The sequence below is a fragment of the Cupriavidus sp. a3 genome (assembly GCF_051015765.1).
In the GTDB taxonomy this organism is placed as follows: domain Bacteria; phylum Pseudomonadota; class Gammaproteobacteria; order Burkholderiales; family Burkholderiaceae; genus Cupriavidus; species Cupriavidus oxalaticus_A.
This window is the reverse complement of the sequence record NZ_CP170644.1, coordinates 501,267-517,674: the sequence shown is the minus strand read 5'-3', so window position 1 is coordinate 517,674 and position 16,408 is coordinate 501,267. Positions and strand designations below refer to the sequence as shown.

At 65.0% G+C, this 16,408-nt stretch carries 15 protein-coding genes; 7 read left to right on the top strand and 8 right to left on the bottom strand.

From position 1 onward, the window contains the following. Positions 1 to 2: 2 nt before the first annotated feature. The 3 genes from ACAD63_RS24350 to ACAD63_RS24340 all read right to left on the bottom strand — a co-directional run bounded on the left by ACAD63_RS24350 (position 3) and on the right by ACAD63_RS24340 (position 4,067). Complete coding sequence (locus ACAD63_RS24350; protein WP_218959454.1) at positions 3 to 965, bottom strand: phosphate acetyltransferase; 963 nt, start codon at positions 963 to 965, stop codon at positions 3 to 5. Positions 966 to 1,001: 36 nt separating this feature from the next. Then, the gene (locus tag ACAD63_RS24345) at positions 1,002 to 3,323 is read right to left on the bottom strand and encodes a DUF3141 domain-containing protein (protein ID WP_434034465.1); all 2,322 of its coding nucleotides are present in this window, start codon (positions 3,321 to 3,323) and stop codon (positions 1,002 to 1,004) included. A 156-nt stretch (positions 3,324 to 3,479) separates the two neighbouring features. Then, entirely contained in the window at positions 3,480 to 4,067 is a 588-nt protein-coding gene (locus tag ACAD63_RS24340) for a hypothetical protein (RefSeq protein ID WP_135703050.1), read from the bottom strand. A gap of 421 nt (positions 4,068 to 4,488) precedes the next feature. On the opposite strand from ACAD63_RS24340, the gene ACAD63_RS24335 reads away from it, so the two are divergent. Further along, complete coding sequence (locus ACAD63_RS24335; protein ID WP_133095724.1) at positions 4,489 to 5,010, top strand: hypothetical protein; 522 nt, start codon at positions 4,489 to 4,491, stop codon at positions 5,008 to 5,010. Positions 5,011 to 5,117: 107 nt separating this feature from the next. Here ACAD63_RS24335 and ACAD63_RS24330 read toward each other — a convergent pair whose 3' ends face one another. Further along, on the bottom strand, positions 5,118 to 5,801 hold the full coding sequence (locus ACAD63_RS24330) for a nitroreductase (protein WP_133096025.1): 684 nt from the start codon (positions 5,799 to 5,801) through the stop codon (positions 5,118 to 5,120). Between the two features lie 257 nt (positions 5,802 to 6,058). On the opposite strand from ACAD63_RS24330, the gene ACAD63_RS24325 reads away from it, so the two are divergent. The 4 genes from ACAD63_RS24325 to ACAD63_RS24310 all read left to right on the top strand — a co-directional run bounded on the left by ACAD63_RS24325 (position 6,059) and on the right by ACAD63_RS24310 (position 10,606). Next, positions 6,059 to 7,204, top strand: coding sequence for an iron-containing alcohol dehydrogenase (locus ACAD63_RS24325; RefSeq protein ID WP_434034464.1), 1,146 nt, complete (start codon positions 6,059 to 6,061; stop codon positions 7,202 to 7,204). Continuing rightward, the gene (locus ACAD63_RS24320) at positions 7,204 to 8,625 is read left to right on the top strand and encodes an amidase (protein ID WP_434034463.1); all 1,422 of its coding nucleotides are present in this window, start codon (positions 7,204 to 7,206) and stop codon (positions 8,623 to 8,625) included. Before ACAD63_RS24325 ends, ACAD63_RS24320 begins: the two co-directional genes overlap by 1 nt. Then, complete coding sequence (locus tag ACAD63_RS24315) at positions 8,622 to 9,530, top strand: tryptophan 2,3-dioxygenase (RefSeq protein WP_135703053.1); 909 nt, start codon at positions 8,622 to 8,624, stop codon at positions 9,528 to 9,530. Before ACAD63_RS24320 ends, ACAD63_RS24315 begins: the two co-directional genes overlap by 4 nt. A gap of 104 nt (positions 9,531 to 9,634) precedes the next feature. Further along, positions 9,635 to 10,606, top strand: coding sequence for a glutathione S-transferase family protein (locus tag ACAD63_RS24310; protein WP_368671090.1), 972 nt, complete (start codon positions 9,635 to 9,637; stop codon positions 10,604 to 10,606). A gap of 91 nt (positions 10,607 to 10,697) precedes the next feature. On the opposite strand, the gene wrbA is transcribed toward ACAD63_RS24310, so the two are convergent. After that, complete coding sequence (wrbA, locus tag ACAD63_RS24305; RefSeq protein WP_135703055.1) at positions 10,698 to 11,324, bottom strand: NAD(P)H:quinone oxidoreductase; 627 nt, start codon at positions 11,322 to 11,324, stop codon at positions 10,698 to 10,700. Positions 11,325 to 11,341: 17 nt separating this feature from the next. Further along, positions 11,342 to 12,292 carry a ring-cleaving dioxygenase gene (locus ACAD63_RS24300; RefSeq protein WP_135703056.1) on the bottom strand — a complete coding sequence of 317 codons (951 nt, stop codon included), beginning with the start codon at positions 12,290 to 12,292 and terminating at the stop codon, positions 11,342 to 11,344. 276 nt (positions 12,293 to 12,568) lie between these two features. On the opposite strand from ACAD63_RS24300, the gene ACAD63_RS24295 reads away from it, so the two are divergent. After that, entirely contained in the window at positions 12,569 to 13,480 is a 912-nt protein-coding gene (locus ACAD63_RS24295) for a LysR substrate-binding domain-containing protein (RefSeq protein ID WP_434034682.1), read from the top strand. Positions 13,481 to 13,751: 271 nt separating this feature from the next. Here ACAD63_RS24295 and ACAD63_RS24290 read toward each other — a convergent pair whose 3' ends face one another. Continuing rightward, positions 13,752 to 14,129, bottom strand: coding sequence for a hypothetical protein (locus ACAD63_RS24290; RefSeq protein ID WP_255519633.1), 378 nt, complete (start codon positions 14,127 to 14,129; stop codon positions 13,752 to 13,754). Positions 14,130 to 14,253: 124 nt separating this feature from the next. Further along, entirely contained in the window at positions 14,254 to 14,895 is a 642-nt protein-coding gene (locus tag ACAD63_RS24285; RefSeq protein ID WP_240745825.1) for a TetR/AcrR family transcriptional regulator, read from the bottom strand. Positions 14,896 to 15,024: 129 nt separating this feature from the next. Here ACAD63_RS24285 and ACAD63_RS24280 point away from each other — a divergent pair, with 129 nt between their 5' ends. Next, on the top strand, positions 15,025 to 15,888 hold the full coding sequence (locus ACAD63_RS24280) for an NmrA family NAD(P)-binding protein (protein WP_135703057.1): 864 nt from the start codon (positions 15,025 to 15,027) through the stop codon (positions 15,886 to 15,888). The last annotated feature ends 520 nt before the right edge of the window (positions 15,889 to 16,408 follow it).

The following is a 16,408-nucleotide window of genomic DNA, read 5'->3' as shown; positions in this document are numbered from 1 at the left end:
CATCACCCCGCCACCTGGCCGGACTCGCGGCGCGCCCTGGCCACCAGCGCGGCCACCGCGCACGACGCCAGCCGGGTCGTGACGGAGTCGGCGCGGCTGGTCAGGATGATGGGCACGCGCGCGCCCAGCACGATGCCCGCGGCGTCGGCGCCGGCCAGGAAGGTCAGGCTCTTGGCCAGCATGTTGCCGGCGTCCAGGTCCGGCACCAGCAGCACATTGGCGCGCCCGGCCACCGGTGAGTCGATCTTCTTGATCCGCGCGGCATCCAGGTTGATGGCGTTGTCCAGGGCGAGCGGCCCGTCGACGACGGCACCGGTGATCTGGTGGCGGTCGACCATCTTGCATAACGCGGCCGCATCCAGCGTGGACGGCACCTTGGGGTTGACCGTCTCCATGGCCGAAAGAATCGCCACGCGCACCTCCTCGACCCGCAAGGCATGGGCCAGGTCGATCGCGTTCTGCAGGATGTCGGCCTTCTCGGCCAGCGTGGGGGCGATGTTGACGGCCGCGTCGGTGACGATCAGCGCGTCCTCGTGCCCGGGCACGTCCATCACAAAGCAGTGGCTGATACGCCGCGCGGTGCGCAAGCCGGTGTCGCCCTTGACCACGGCTCCCATCAGCTCGTCGGTGTGCAGGCTGCCCTTCATCAGGGCCTCGGCCTTGCTCTCGCGCACCAGCTGCACGGCGGCAGCCGCCGCCGCATGGCTGTGCGCGGCATCGACGATCGGGTACTCGCGGATGTCGATGCCGGCTTCACGGGCGGCGTCCTCGATGCGGGCGCGCGGGCCGACCAGGATCGGCGCGATCAGACCCAGCCGGGCGGCCTCCACGGCGCCTTCCAGCGAAGACTTGTCGCACGGATGCGCCACTGCGGTCGGCGTGGGCGGCATGGTCTTGCAGTAGTCGATCAGACGCTGGTACTTCTCATGCTTGGCATTCACGGTTTGCTCCTGCGTCGGGTTCATCGGTTTCAGTCGCCTGCGATGCAGCTCCACGGCGCGCTAGGAAGCGCGCTTGATCGGAACGGCCGCGCCGCGCGCGCGTTCTGGCCGGCTGCCGAGCACGGTGCGGATCCGCTCAAGCATTGCCGCCTGCTCGTCGGTGGGCGTGGCGCCAAGCACGCGCTCATCGGTACGCAGTTTGTCCGCCAGCGCCTGCAGCCGCTGGCGGTCGGCCTGATGCCTGAGCAAGGCGGGCAGCGTCGCGAGCGCCTCCTCGGGCGCGTAGCGCGTGATCAGTTCCTGCCGGCCGCGGATCTTGCGCCAGGCGTCCGGCTCCAGTTCCGGTAGCAGATCCGCATAGTCCGTGACCAGTTCCTTGCGCAACTCCAGCCTGGACAGCGGCAGGGGCTCGCCCCTGCGGCTCAGCAGGCAGGCCAGCCGGGCGATGGCTTCGGCGTACCCGCCTTGCCCGGCCGCGGCTAGCGCCGCCTTGACTTCCGGCAGCTCCCGCGGGTCGGTCGCCGCCGGTGTGCCCGCGTGCGCATCGGGCTCGCTCCTTGGCTGGAACGGGAACAGGTTGGCATACACATTGAAGAAGGTGTACTCGGTCATCGCATCGCGCACGGCGCGGTATGCGTCCAGTCCGGCGCTGAGCAATTCCGCGCCTGCCTGTTCCTGCCGCCGCAGCGGATGGTCCGGTTCCAGCGCCTGCCGGTTGGCCTTGATCGCCTCGGCGGCAGGCTTCAGCCATGCCATCCACGGGTTCAGGTCCGAGAACAGCCAGTTCTGCATGCGCAGCGGATGGAATTCGCGCAGCACCCGCGCTGTCATCTCGTTGGACACCGCCTGGACATAAGGCTGCGCAAACAGCTCGTAGGCGCGCTGCGTAAAGTCCGACAGGTTGGCGACGGTCTGGAATGGCCGCTCGTCGACGCGCTCAAAGCGGTTGAGCCGGCTGGCGATGTCCTCGAGCGAATGCTCCTCGAACTCGACCTCGTACTCCACGCCATCGCTGCCCTTGCGCTCATGGATGACCATGCCGTAGAGCCCCGGCGGCAGCAGTTCGATACTCTTGAGCACCGAGACGATCTGCGCGTGCTCCTTCTGCGCCACCTTGCCGGAAACGAAGATGCCGAGATGGCCGACGCTCCGGTGCATCATGCCAACGATCACCTGGCCGCGGCTCTTGATCTCCTCGGTACTGCCGTAGATGTCCACCACCCAGTTGAATGCCTGCTGCGGCGGAGTGATGTTGTCGCCCATCGACGCAAACAGCACGATGGGCGAGCGGATTTCGCGCAGGTCGAACGCCTTGCCGCCGGCGTTCTTGACGTCACCGCTCCAGAGCTTGTTGCCGACGAACAGATTGCGCGTGATCCATTCGATCTCCTCGCGGTTCATCAGGTAGTAGCCGCCCCACCAGCGTTCGAACTCCAGGAAGCGCGGCGGCTCGGTATCGGCCTTCCGGTACAGGTTGTAGTACTTGTCCCAGAGACTGTTGGCAGGATTCAGGTTCTCGAAATTCTGGACCAGCCAGGCGCCATCGAACTTGCCGTTGCCAAGGTCCGCCGTGAACGAGGCCAGCCAGGTGCCGCCAAGGAGCCCGCCGGAATAGCGCATCGGGTTGTCGCCTTCGCCCTCGCTCCAGGCACCGCTCCAGTACGACATCGGCGCGCCGTTGATGACGATCGGCCCGGTGTCGTCGGGATCCGAGGCGCCCAGCATCATCGCGGCCCAGCCCCCCTGGCAATTGCCGATGATGGCCGGCTTGGGGCTGTCCGGATGCAGCGCGCGCACCTTCCTGATGAACTGCTGCTCGGCCTCGCACACATCCAGCAGGGTCTGTCCCGGCTCGGGATCGCGGAAGAAGATGACGAAATACACGGGATGGCCGGCACGCATCGCCACGCCGACCTGCGAGTCGTCCTTGAAGCCGCCGATGCCCGGCCCATGGCCGGCGCGCGGATCAATGATGACGTAGGGCCGGCGGCTGTCATCGATCGTCACGCCATCGGGCGCCGTTATCTTCAGCAGCGCATAGTTGACGGGCCGCTCGAACTGGCGCCCGTCCATGATGGTCTCGTAGCCGAAATGCAGGACCGGCTTGAGGCCCTGCATGGTATTTTCGACAAAGTTGTTGCCCCGTTGCCTGAGCGTGTCCCAGAACAGGATGGCACGCTGCATGCTGTCGACGGCATAGGCATAGCCGCCCATCGGATCCATGTCGGCCATCGGCGTGGACGGAGCGCTCCCCGGAGCTCCAACGGCTTGCTGCACGCGGCCGCTATAGGCCTCCTGCGCATTCTTCAGACGCTTTTGCAGCACCATGCCGGTCTTGAGGCCAACTTCACGCGCGTGAACCAGTTGCTTTGCTGCATCCATGCCGTTCTCCACCAGACATTCTGTGACAGGGAGGCCAGGGGGCGGGGGTCGGTCCACCGTGGCGGTACGCCCCGACCGCCCCGACCGCGGACGCCAGGAAACGGCCCGCATGACCGGCGGGCCTGTCCTGGAGCAATTCGGTGCTTTTCGGTACTGCTACTTGGCTGCGGCCGGTTGCACGGACACAGCAATGGCCTCGGTATAGACCGCTTCGACCCGGTCACCCTTCTTGATGCCCTTGAGACGTTCCGGATCCTCGACCAGCAGGTCCACGGTGCGTCCCTTCGGCCCCTTCAGGGTGACGGTCTTGGCGCTGGTATTGACCGCCACAACGTCGGCGGTGACGGTCACTTCGCGGCCGACTGTGCCGCCCGGCTTGGCGCCCGGCGCCGCACGGTCCGAGATCTCGCGCTCGGTCATGGCAAGCGGCCCCTTGCCCTTCTTGAGGCTCATGGTCAGGGCTTCCTTGTACTCGATCGCGACGGTATCGCCGACCTTGAGCTGCTCGAAGTTCCGCGCCTCCGGCCCCACCACCAGATCCGTGACCTTGCCGTCGGCGGATTTCAGCGAGACCGTTCGCGTCGGCGCATCGATCTTGACGATCGTGGCATTGAGCTTCGCCGTGCCGGTCGCGGTCGCCTGTCCGGGCGACTGCGTGACATCCACGCGGGTTTCGGGCTGCGCCCAGACAGAAGCGGTCGCCGCGACCATGACCGCCGCAGCCAGTAGAGTCATTCGTTTCATGCTATCCCCTCTGATCAGACTTGCCTTGCGCCCATTCGGGCTTCCTATGCCGCCTTTCGCCTCGGTTGAAGCGCTCACTCACTACCAGGGCGGAAATCCTGTGACTGTTGGAGAACATGCCGTGGAGGCGCCTCGCAACCTGTACTTGCAGCTTGACAGGGCGTCACTGTCCGGCCCGGGATCCCGCCCGAAGGCGTGCCCGTCGTGGGTGACGATGAAAAGGCTTTTGATGCGGGTATCCGTGGATAAGGTCGCTCCGAACTCTAACGTCAGTCGTGGTCGCAACTGAACTGAATCTTTTCGGAAGACGACATGAGAAAAATTTCGGTCACGGGCGGCCGGATGCATGAACACTCCTGCGCTGCGTGCGCTATGCTGAACTGGCGCGGCGCGTGCCCCGCCGCCTCCCAGGAGAACGATCATGGGTTATCGCCTCCCCACCTGCGTGGCCGCCGCCGTGGCGAGCCTGGTGCTGGGCGCCTGCGCCTCCCTCCAGCCCCTCCAGACGGCAGAACGCATGCTCGGCGCTCCGCAGAATGCCGTGCGCGATACGTTCGGCACTCCCACCGAAACCTACCAGCTCGCCGACGGCACCACCCGCTGGATCTATTCGAAGCAGCCGCTCGGCTTCGAGGTCTACGCGGCAGACTTTGACGGAAACGGCAAGCTGACAAGGTTCAGGCAGATGCTCACCGAGAAGGAAATCTACGAAGCGCGCCCGGGCGTCTGGACCAAGCAGGATATTGCCGAGCGCTTTGGCCATCCGCGCGAGCCCATCCAGTTCTACCCGCTGATGAAGCGGGAAGCCTGGTCCTACCGGCTCTACGCAGGTGCCTACATGCCGGCACATTTCAGCGCCTACTTTGACGAACGCGGCGTTCTCGACCGGACCATGATCATCCTCGACGCGATCGGCGGCGACGCGCGCGACAGCAGCAAATAGGCCGGCCGCGGGCAGGCCGCCTGCGCGCAGGCCCATGGCGTCGCACCACACTCGCCGATGACAATTGCGCCGGACAGGTCGGGGCGCGGCCTGTCCGGTTCCGCATGTCAGCCATCGACGAACGAGACGAACTCGTCCAGCTCCAGCTTGCAAAGCTCCATGTTGTTTTCGGGGATGCTGTTGTCCGCATAGCCGAGTGACATCCCGGCCACGACCATCTCCCCGTCGGGAATGGCGAGTCCTTCACGAAGCACCGGCGATTGCAGCGACCAGATCTGCTGCGGGCAGGTGTCCAGCCCCCGCGCGCGAGCGGCCAGCATGAGGTTCTGCAGGAAACAGCCGTAGCAGATGAAGCTGGCCCATTCCAGGCGCCGGTCCATGGTGAAGATCAGTCCCACTGGCGCATCGAAGAACCGGAACTGCCGTTCGACGTCGCGCCGGCGCCCGGCGATATCGCTCCTGTGCACGCCCTGCGCATCGCCCAGCATCCCGCGAAACGTGTTGAAGCGCGACGCAAATGGCGCCGGCAATTCCTTTGGGAAGAAAGGGTAATCGGGCACCAGTCCCTCGGGATCGGCGCGATACGCCTCGACCGCGGCACCGGCGATTTTCTCGCGCGCCTTTCCGGTCAGCACATAGCAGCGCCAGGGCTGCGTGTTGCTCGAACTCGGCGCGTATTTCGCGACCGACAGGATGTCCCTGACAGTCTCCATCGGCACCGGCCGGTCAAGGAAGCCGCGCTTGCTGTGGCGTCCGCGGATCAGCGCTTCCGTCATCTGCATTGTCTCCATCTTCATGTCTCCGTTCTTGTGGTGGGGGTCGCTACGGTGGAAAAGATCATAGACACGTCCCCTGCCTTGTGAAGATGGCAATGCTTGAATGCTTCGTTCGGCAGCAGCGAACGACGGCGCGCGACCGCGCAGGCCCGGCGTCCAAATTCCTGAACGCTTCGTTCCCCGATCCCGCGCGCACGCGCGCACGCGATTCGCCTATCTTCCTACACGGGATCGGAGCCCCGATCGCATATGAAAACATGGGGAGACGTGGAATGAACCAGTTGAAATGCCTGCCGCAGGAAGAGATTGCCTGGGGACACGACGTGCTGAAGACCGTCGCTGCCTCCATGGAGAACTACGGCATCCGCCGTCCGATCACGTTCACGGTCGAATTCCTTGAGGCATTGAACCGCGAGCACCTGCAGCCTGTCATCGGCGACGGCGTGGGCACCTTCACCGGCCTGCCGCCGCATGTGCCCGATTTCGCCGTACGCGACGGCCTGCGTGCCTGCATCGAGGCCGATGCGGCATCGATCATCGCCCTCGGCGGCGGCTCCGTGCTCGACGCCGCAAAGGCAGTCTCGTACCAGCATTTCCAGCAGACGGGCCGCTACCTGCCGATTGCGGCGATTCCGACGACCTTGTCGGGCTCGGAGTTCTCCCACTACTTCGGCGTGACGGAAACGGACGGCCCGCAGAAGTTCAAGCGCAGCTATGCGGTGCGCGAAACGACACCGCGGCTGGTGGTGCTCGATCCCCGCATGATCGTCGACACGCCACGCATGCTGCTGCTGAGTTCGGCCATCAAGGGGATCGACCATGCGGTGGAAGGCATGCGCCGGGTCGACGTGGATCACCCTCACGCCATCCTGGCCGCCAGGGGCGTGGAGCGTTTCCTTGCCGTGCTGGAGAAGTGGCCGCGCAAGCTCGAAACGCGCGAGGCCATCGCGGGCGGCCTCGTGTCGACCGACGACCTGCTGCAGCTTCAGCTCGCCGCGTGGCAGTGCTACTTCTATCCCGCTTCGGTCATCTACGGCCTGAGCCATCGCATCGGCCACATCCTCGGCGGGACCTTCGGGGTACCGCACAGCGTGACTTCGTGCATTGCGCTGGCGCCCGTCATCCGCGCCTGCGCCGGCGCCTATGGCCGCAAGCTCGAGATCTTCGCCACGGAACGCGGCAGCCGCCCGCCCGCCGCATTTCTCGCCGACCGCATCGAGGCAGCCGTGGATGCATTGCAATTGCCCAGCCGGCTCCGCGACCTCGATTTCGATCGGGCTAAGCTTCCCGAGATCGCGGCCCTGCTCAGGCAGAACTATCCTTCCGAAGTCGGCGACCTTGGCGACCTTGGCGACCTTGGCGACCTTGGCGACAATGCCGGCACCAGGCTGGATGCGCTGCTGGAGAGCCTGTGGTAATGACCGGCCAGCCATCCTACAGCTTCCCGCATCCCGCGGGCCTGCGCCACGCGCTTGCGGCCCTGGCCAGCCGGCGGATCACGGCGACGGGCCTGACCGAAGAGGCGCTCCTCCGCGCGCAAGCCAGCAAGCAATCGCTCAACGCGTTCGCCGCCATTGACCGGGACCGCGCGCTGCAGGCCGCGGCGGAGAGCGACCGCCGCTACGGCGAAGGCAGCCAGCGTCCGCTGGAAGGGCTGCCCATCGCCATCAAGGACCTGATCGACACGAAGGGCATCGAAACACTGTATGGATCTGCCGCCTACCGCGGCAATGTTCCCGCTGCCGATGCCGACATCGTGAAGACACTGACCGGATGCGGCGCCATCGTCATCGGCAAGACCACCACCCACGAATTTGCGTGGGGCGTGACGACCGCCAGCCCGAGCTTCGGCGACACCCTGAATCCCCTCGACCATTCCCGCATTCCCGGCGGCTCCAGCGGCGGCGCCGCGGCGGCGATCGCGCATGGCGCGGTCATGGCGGGCGTGGGCACCGATACCGGCGGCTCGGTCCGTATCCCGGCCGCGCTGTGCGGTGTCGTCGGCTTCAAGCCGACGCTCGGCACGCTGTCCACGCGCGGCGTGTTTCCGCTGGCGGCCACCTGCGACCACGTCGGCCTGCTGGGCGGACAGGTCGATGACGTGCTGGTGCTCGCCGATGCCGCTGGCATCGACATCCGCCGCAGCGATGCCACGCCTTCCGCCCGCCTCGGCATCGTCAGGCAGATCGCGCCGGTGCCGCTGAGTCCTGAGGTCGCCAGCGCATTCGACCAGGCGGTGGAACAACTGGCGCAGCGATTCAGCTGCGTCGACCTCGGCGAGACCCGCCGGTTCGACGCCATGTTCGATATGGTGTTCGATGCCTTTGCGGCCATCGTTCTTATCGAGGGCGGAATCGAGCATTTCCGACGCCACGACTGGGATCGCATCGCCACGCACTACAACCCGGAAACGGTCGACAGACTCAGGCGTGCACAGGCCATGGACCTGCGCGCCTATGCGTCGGCCCACCAGTCGAGGCGGCATTTCACGGCCCGGCTGCATGAAGCGATGTCGACACTCGACTATCTCGTGCTGCCGACCTGCCCCTGCACCGCCCCGCCCTGCGATGCCGGCACGGTCGACATCGGCAACTGGACCGGCACCGTCCGCGAGGCCCTGATGACCTACACCGCGCCGTTCAACGTCGCGGGATTTCCCGCCATCTCGATTCCGCTGCCGTCCCGCGTCGGCGGCCTTCCAGCCGCATTGCAGGTCGTCGGCAGGCCCGGCGGCGACGGCGCGCTGCTGCAGGTCGCGCAGCAGATCGAGTCGATGCTGGGGACCGTCTCCGTTGCACAAGACTTGCCTGACCACACCACCACGAGGAGACCAGAATGAAAGATTCCGTCAAGCCCGCATCCCGGGCACCGGCAGAAACGCCAGCCGGGCGCACGCCATACAGTGACTGGTTGCAGACAGACGTGCTCCACTCGCTGCAGCACCCGGTCAGCGATCATCCCGGCGAGCACGCCTGGATCGTATCGGCGCAGGTGTCCGAGCTCTACTGGATGCTGATCATCAGGGAAATCCAGGCCGCGCAGGCGCAATTGCGTGCCGATGACCTGGCCGGCGCATGCCGCACGCTGCGGCGCGTGGTTGCCCACCACGAGCCGCTCAATGCCACCTGGCGCTCCATCGCGTGGATGACGCCGGTCGACCTGCTGGCCATCCTGTCCTGCGTCGGGCCGAAGTTTGGCAAGGACACCGCACTGCAGGGCTGGACGTTCCGGCAGATGGTCTACCTGCTCGGCATCAAGCAGGGGGAGCACCTGCAGCACTTCCTGCCGCAGCCCCGGCGCTGGGAGCAGCTCAGCAAGGCGCTGGCAGAGCCGAGCCTGTATGACGACGTGCTCGCCCACCTGAGCCGCAAGGGCTTCGCCGTGCCGGCGCTGGCACTCGACCGCGATTTCAGCGTGCCCTACGCGCCGGACAAGGCGGTCGAAAACGTCTGGCGCGACGTCTACGCCGACCCGGACCAGCACCGCGAACTGCAGCAACTCGGCGAGACGCTGGCCGATATTGCGGAGGGATTCTCCGCATGGAAGCACCTGCACCTGATGGCCACGCGCCGGACCTTCGGCGCCCGGCCGGCCTACTTCGGCACCGAGGGCATTGCCTGGCTGCTGCCGACCATGAACGAGATCCCGTTCCCTGAACTCTGGTCCGCGCGCGGCTTCATCGGCGATCCGCCCGCGGTGTGTCCGCACGCGCGCGGACAGGCCGGCGCCCGGGCTGCGGAGTGACGTGACTAACCATCAGCTGGAAGAAACCCATGCGCAATGACTTGTTGAGAAACCTGGCAGCCGGTGCCCGCGCTGCCATCGCCGATCCTGCGCGGATCTCCATCGTGGGAAGCGATGCAAACCCGCGCTTTGAGCTGTTCCACGCGGCCAGTTCGCTGTGCTCGCAGAAGGTCCGCACGGTGCTGTCCGAGAAGCAGTTGCCATACCGGTCGAACGACATGATGATCCTGAGTTCGATGGGTCCGGACGGCGTCGTTCCCGCGGAGCACTATCACCCGCCCTATGTACGCCTGCGGCTGATGGCCGGACTGGAAATCGGGCGGGAGTTCGTCAGCGGCTATAGCGGGCGCCCTTCCGTGGATACCGACGGCTTCGATCCGTGCGCGGTGCCATTGCTCGTCGACTACGAAGCCTCCCGCGTGATCGCGGATTCCCGGCGGATCTGCTGCTATCTCGACGCGGCATCGCGCGCGCCTGTCCAGCTCTTGCCGGACGATGCCGAGGCGCGTGCCGCGGTGATGCGCCAGGTGAGCATCGTCGACCAGATGCCGAACGGCGCCCTGCTATATGGCTTTCATCCCGACACCGACCGGCGGCCAGACGCGCTCAAGACGGTCATGGAAACGGTCTACGACCACAAGATCGCAGCGCTCGAGGCCATGCTGGCCGGCAATGGCGACGACGCTGAACTCGTTGCCGCCTATCGCGCCAAGCTCGCGAAGGAGCGCGGTGGCCGGGCGGTCCGCCGCGATGCCGCATTCCAGCGTGCCGCGCACCATCACGTCGAAGGCGTGTTGAAGGAGCTGGACCGCACGCTGGGGGCCGCACCGGCCCTGTATGTTGCGGGACACGCGTTCTCCCTTGGAGATGTGCTGTGGGGTGTCAACCTGGTGCGGCTGGCGTACCTGGGGCTCGCGCCGATGTGGCACGACCTGCCCAACGTTGCCCGCTATGTCGAAACCCTGGTCAAGCGGCCTTCGCTCTGCAGGGAGGCGGTCCGCGCCACGATCGACTCGCTGCCGCCATCGCGACAGATGGATGCCTTGGGAACCTGCATGGAGACGGCGCCGGCCTGAGCGGTAGCCAGCTTGTCATCGGGCTGTGCCGATGAAGCAATCGGGCGGAGACTCCGAGTCTCCGCCTTTTTTTACGATCAGGCTTTTACTTTCAGGCTGCCACGGGCTCCGGCTGGACGTGCAGGGCACGGGCGACAGTCGTCACCCTGCGGCCCTGGTACCGTGCAACGTCGAGGTGATCGTCGTCGGGCTTCACGGTGTCACGGTGCGAGACGTGCGTCGCGCCGTAGGGGGTGCCGGCCTTGAACATCGCCGCGTCGGCATAGCCCAGCGGCACGATGATCAGGCCCAGGTGGGCCATGGGCGTGTAGGCCGCCAGCAGCGTGGCTTCATTGCCGCCGTGGCGCGAGGACGTCGTGCCGAACACCGAGCCCACCTTGCCGTTGAGCTTGCCCGCGAACCACAGGCCGCCGAGCCCGTCGATATAGGCCTTGAGTTCGGTCGAGATGGTCCCGAACCGCGTCGGCGTGCCGAACACGATGGCGTCGGCCCACTCGGCATCGGCTTCGGTCGGCGCGTCGTATTTCGCGTTCATCTCCGTGGCGTTCTCGAGCCAGCCCGGCGCCTGCCGCATGACGTCGGGGCCGACGACCTCCCGCGCGCGCCGCATGCGGACTTCGGCGCCGGTATCGAGGGCCCCCTCGGCGACAGCCTTGGCCAGCATCTCGGTGGAGCTGTTGCGTGAATAGAAAACGATCAGTACCTTTGGCTTGCGCATATCGATCCCCGGCAACGTCATGCGGAAATGGGCTCGAGCCGGCCCAGCAGCTCATCCTTGCGATCCACCAGCCAGGGCGGAAGCTGGAACTCCTCGCCAAAATGGCCGGGCTCTTCATCGATCGCGAAGCCGATGTCGGTGGTCGTGGCCTCGAACATCACGCCGCCGGGCATCTTGAAGTACATCGAGCGGAAATAGTTGCGGTGCACCGATTCGGAGGTGTCGATGTAGCCCAGCGCAAACAGCTTCTCCTTCAGGATCGCCTGCTGTTCGACGTTGTCCACGGCGAACGCCACATGGTGGATCGTACCCTCGCCGTAGATCGACGAGCCCTGGTGCCGGTCCGGCTCGTGCTGGAACTCGACGACCGTGCCCGGGCCGCCGGTGTACGTCTCGAAGCGGTAGTAGGGTCCCGACTGGCCAACGTGGCGGAAGCCGATCGCTTCGCTCATGAAGCGGATCGATTCGGCGACATCGCGCAGCGACAGCGTGATGCTGTGCACGCCGCGGATGGCATGGGCCTCGGGGATATCGCTGGCCACGCAGGCCGGACGCGGGTCCAGATCCGTTTCGACGAGATCGAACTCGATGCCGCACGGATGCTGGAACCGCTGGCGGCGCTCGCCGAAGCGCTCGACGATCTCGCTGTCATACGGCACGTTCATGGCATCGAAGCGGCTGCGCCAGAACTCGAGCGAGCCCGTGGGCACCGAGTAGTTGATGACCCGCACCTGGCCCGATCCCTGGCGCGCCATGACCCCGCGCTGGCGGAACGGGAACGACGTCACCAGGGTCCCCGGATCGCCATTCGCGTTGCCGTAGTAGAGGTGGTAGATGGGATCTTCGCCGTCGAGAAGCACGGTCTTCTTCACGAGGCTCTGCCCGAGCAGCTTGACGTAGAAGTCCACATCCTCCTGCGCGTGCCGCACGCCGGCGGTCAGGTGATGAAATCCCTTGAGCATTGTCATTGTCCTCTCCAGTTTGAAATAAGCATGTAGAAACAGCGCAGAGCCGCTCCTGCGCAACAGCTTATGTCGCCGGATTCCGCTTGGGCAGCCGTCACGGGTTGTACGCAGGGTTCGGCAAACTTGGACAATGGCGCCCGGTGCGGCGCGGTGCGCCCGGTGGGCACCAAGGCTTGCCCGGATGGCAGTGGGCGCCGGCGCTGGAGTATGATCGGGCGTCACCCACTCGCCCCCTCAGCAAACCCGCCGGCATTGGAATGGCCGGCGAATCCCCATGCCATGCTCGATCTGAAGGACGTCTATTACTTCGTGCAGGTGGTCGACCGCGGCGGATTCACCGCGGCCGGCGAGGCGCTCCGGCTTCCGAAGTCCACGCTGAGCCACCGCGTCAAGGAACTGGAAGCCTCGCTGGGCGTGCGGCTCATCAACCGGACCTCGCGCCAGTTCGCGATGACGGAAGTGGGCCAGGAGTTCTACCAGTACGCCATGGCGCTGATGCGCAGTGCCGAGCTTGCCGAAGAAGCCATGCGCCAGCGGCTGGCGGAGCCGAGTGGCGTGATCCGCGTGACGGTGGCTGTGGACATCGCCCAGTTCGCGCTGCGCCACGTGCTGCCGACCTTCCTCTCCGACCACCCCAAGGTGAGAATCGACGAAACCGCCACGGACAGGATCGTGGACATCGTCGGCGAGGGCTTCGACCTGGCGATCCGCGGTCATGTCGGCCAGCTGCAGGACTCCAACCTGGTCCAGCATCCGCTGGCCAGGACGCCGTGGTATCTCTTCGCCGGGCCCGACTATCTCGAACGGACGTCGGTGCCGACGCAGCCCGAGGAACTGGCGTCTCACTCTATCATCGCCATGGCGGGCAAGGGCGCGTCGCAATGGCAATTGCAGGGGCCGGACAAGCGCCTGGCCACCGTGCCGTTTGAACCGAGGTTCCTGAGCAACAGCCTGATCTCGCTGAAAGAAGCGGCGTGCGCGAACGTCGGCATCACCGCGCTGCCGGTGTACGCCTGCCAGGCCGAGCTGAAGGCAGGCGGGCTGCGGCAGATACTGCCGGAATGGATCGCCGCGGACGCCCGTATCACCGCCCTCATTCCCTATCGCACGGGCCTGCTGCCGGCGGTCCGCACACTGGTGGACTATCTCGCCGTGGTGCTGCCGGAGGTGACGGCGTTCGACCGGCACTGAGCCCGCCCGGAACGCAGCAACGCCGCAACGCCGAACGCCGGAACGCTAGCCGGCGGCGCGCTCCGACTTCTTCGCCAGCTCCAGGCACGCTCAAACCGCTCGAACAGGAAATCGATGAAGACGCGCAGCTTCGCGGGCTGGTGGCGGCGGCATTGGTATGCCACGTTTATCGTCAGCCTGGGAAGCTGCCGGTCCGCCAGCACCGCCACCGGCCGGCCGGCCACGATGTCTTCGTAGATGATGTGCCTCACCCACGCCGCGTGCCGCGAGACTATCGCGCCGCGGTCGATTCGCGCTCGAATTCGCGGATCACCGGGTTGCCAAGGATGGCATCCCTTCCCGCTTCGATCAGGCGATCGACGTCACTCTCGGGCAGGCGAAGCCTCGTCGGCAGCTCGTTCAGACTTGCAGCACGCTCCTTGTCGAGGGACTCAAACGAGATCCGCGTGACCAAGAATTCCACTTCGTTGCAACGCCAGCCTGGGCGGCGTGCGGCGATCTCCTGCAGCCGGGAATTCGGCATCCCGCACCGATACGCCACGAGGTCGTCGCGCCACTGCTGCATCATTTGATGGATGGGCGATCCGGCCAGCATGCCGTCCGGCGCCACGATAGTGGTCAGGTATTCGAGCCGTTCAACTGCTCGCACGTCGGCTGTGCATCGGACTGCGGACATCGACCATCTAGCGCGTTCAAAGCCTCGTTGCGCTCCTGTGATGACGGAGCCAGAACGACAATCGCGAGGTCAAGCGGCACCACCCGATAAACGAGCGTTAGTCCAGAGCCGCCCGAGTTTCACGAAGAATCTCTTCTGACAGTTCAGGATCATCCACCGCCCGAGCCAGAATGAGCGCGCCGACGATGCTTGAAAGGGTATGAATCGCATCGCGACGAGCATTCTTCTTTTTTGTCTTTGCACCAGGCTCAGTGAAGCCTTTGAGCATACCCTCGACATGCTGTGTGAAGGCCGGTTGAGCCGCAGGTTCACGCGCAATCTCGCCAGCCAATCCTGCCATCATGCATCCGTTGCCTCTGTCGTCGCGGTGTTGCTCGGTGAGATATCCGTCAACGTATTGAGCCCGCTGCTCACCGCGAGCCCCGCGTTCTCTCATGGACGCGAGCGCTTTGGCCGATGTGTCTTCGATACTCTTCGCGATCAGATCCTCTTTTGACTCGAAGTGATTGTAGAAGGCGCCATGTGTAAGGCCGGTCGCCTTCATGATCTCGCTGAGGCTGACTCCGGAAAATCCGTGTTCGCGAAACAAAATGGATGCCTGTTCCAGGATCCGGGCATGCTTCTCTGCCGTCTCTTCTGGCGGGTAACGCATTGCGTCCTCCGAAAACTGCGAAAAAATTAGTTGACGGCAAACAGTATAACCATCATGCTTGGCAAACGGAAGCATGATGGTCATCATGTTTGACGGGTCGCATTTCAAGCGACCCTGGGGCACGTGCGCGCCCCCTAACATGATGATCATACTGCTTAGTCTTGCGGACACGGCGCACAAGCTTTGGCCGCGCTTCCTTAGTCTCCGGAGATCCATATGAAGAAGTTTCTCGTTACAGGTTCCACTGGCGTTACAGGCACTCCTACCGTTCGCCTCCTGCTCGAAAACGGCCACAAGGTGATGGCTTTCGTTCGTCGTGAAGACGTCCGTTCCGAGGCGATGAAGGAACTGGGCGCGGAAATCGTGACCGGCGATATGCTGAAGATCGAAGATGTCCGTCGTGCGATGAAGGGTGTTGATGGAGTCTACTTCTGCTATCCACTGACACAAGGCGCGGTAGAAGCTACGGCGATCCTCGCCCAGGCTGCAACCGAGCACAGTGTGAAGCAGATCGTGTACATGTCGCACCGACAGTCGCGCCCGCACGCGCGCAGCCCGGCAACGATGAGTCACTGGCTTTCCGAGCAGATCCTCGACCGCTCGGGCATTCCGACAGCACATCTTCGCGTCAATTTCTTCGCCGAATGGATCTTGTACACAGCCGCTGAGATTCGCGCCGGCCGCTATCTGACGCCGTTCGATCCGGAGAGCCGCTTCGTGCCCATCGCCGCTGTCGATATCGCACGAGTGGTTGGAAAGATTCTTGAGAATCCCGAGGCGTTCGGTAGGACGATCATTCCGGTCACAGGCTCGGTCGAAGTCAGCCACATCGAACTCACGGGCATTCTCGCGAGGACGCTCGGAAAGGAGATTCGCTTCGAGCAGGTGTCGCCGGACGAATTCGTAAAGGCCATTGGCCTGGACGGCGATCCTTCCTTTGCTGCCCATTTCAAGGCGGTCAAGGTCGATCAGCAGGAGCAATTGCTTGCCGGTGTCGACAAGAGCGCGGCGGAGATCGTCGGTCAGCCGCTGACGACGCCCGAACAGTTCATCGAAGAGCATCGCCATCTCTTGGCGTAAATGTCACCGCCGAGTCGCTAGTTGCCCCTGGCGCATGCGCACCCCTGGGCGGGTGCGCCGACGTCGGAGACCGGCCACTCAGAGTCGTTCGGCAGAACCGCTTTCTGACTCGAATGCGCCTCCGGGAAGCCATCTCCCATCGCCATTCACGAAAGTAGGAGATTGGCTGACATCGCTGTGAGCTTCCCTGACCTACTACTGAAGCACCATGACACAACGAAGTTCGGAGACAGCAATGAGAAAGCTAGCCTTCCTTGCCGCCCTTTCGTTAGCCGTTGCAGCTTGGGCGCAGGGCGGTCGCTACGGTTCCCCTCCAACACCCGGGACTGACACTGGCCGGCGCGCGGAGCCGTCTGTGCAGGCAGCCAGCGGTGTCTCTGGCGAGCGCGCAAAAACGAACGGCAAGGCTGACCGCGATATGGGGCGTGCCGCCGGCCAGGGCGCGTCCGCGGCAGCAACGCCTGGCCACCCCGCGTCGTCGCCCAGGAGTCGGCCTTGATGCCCTGTTGGCGGCACTCGA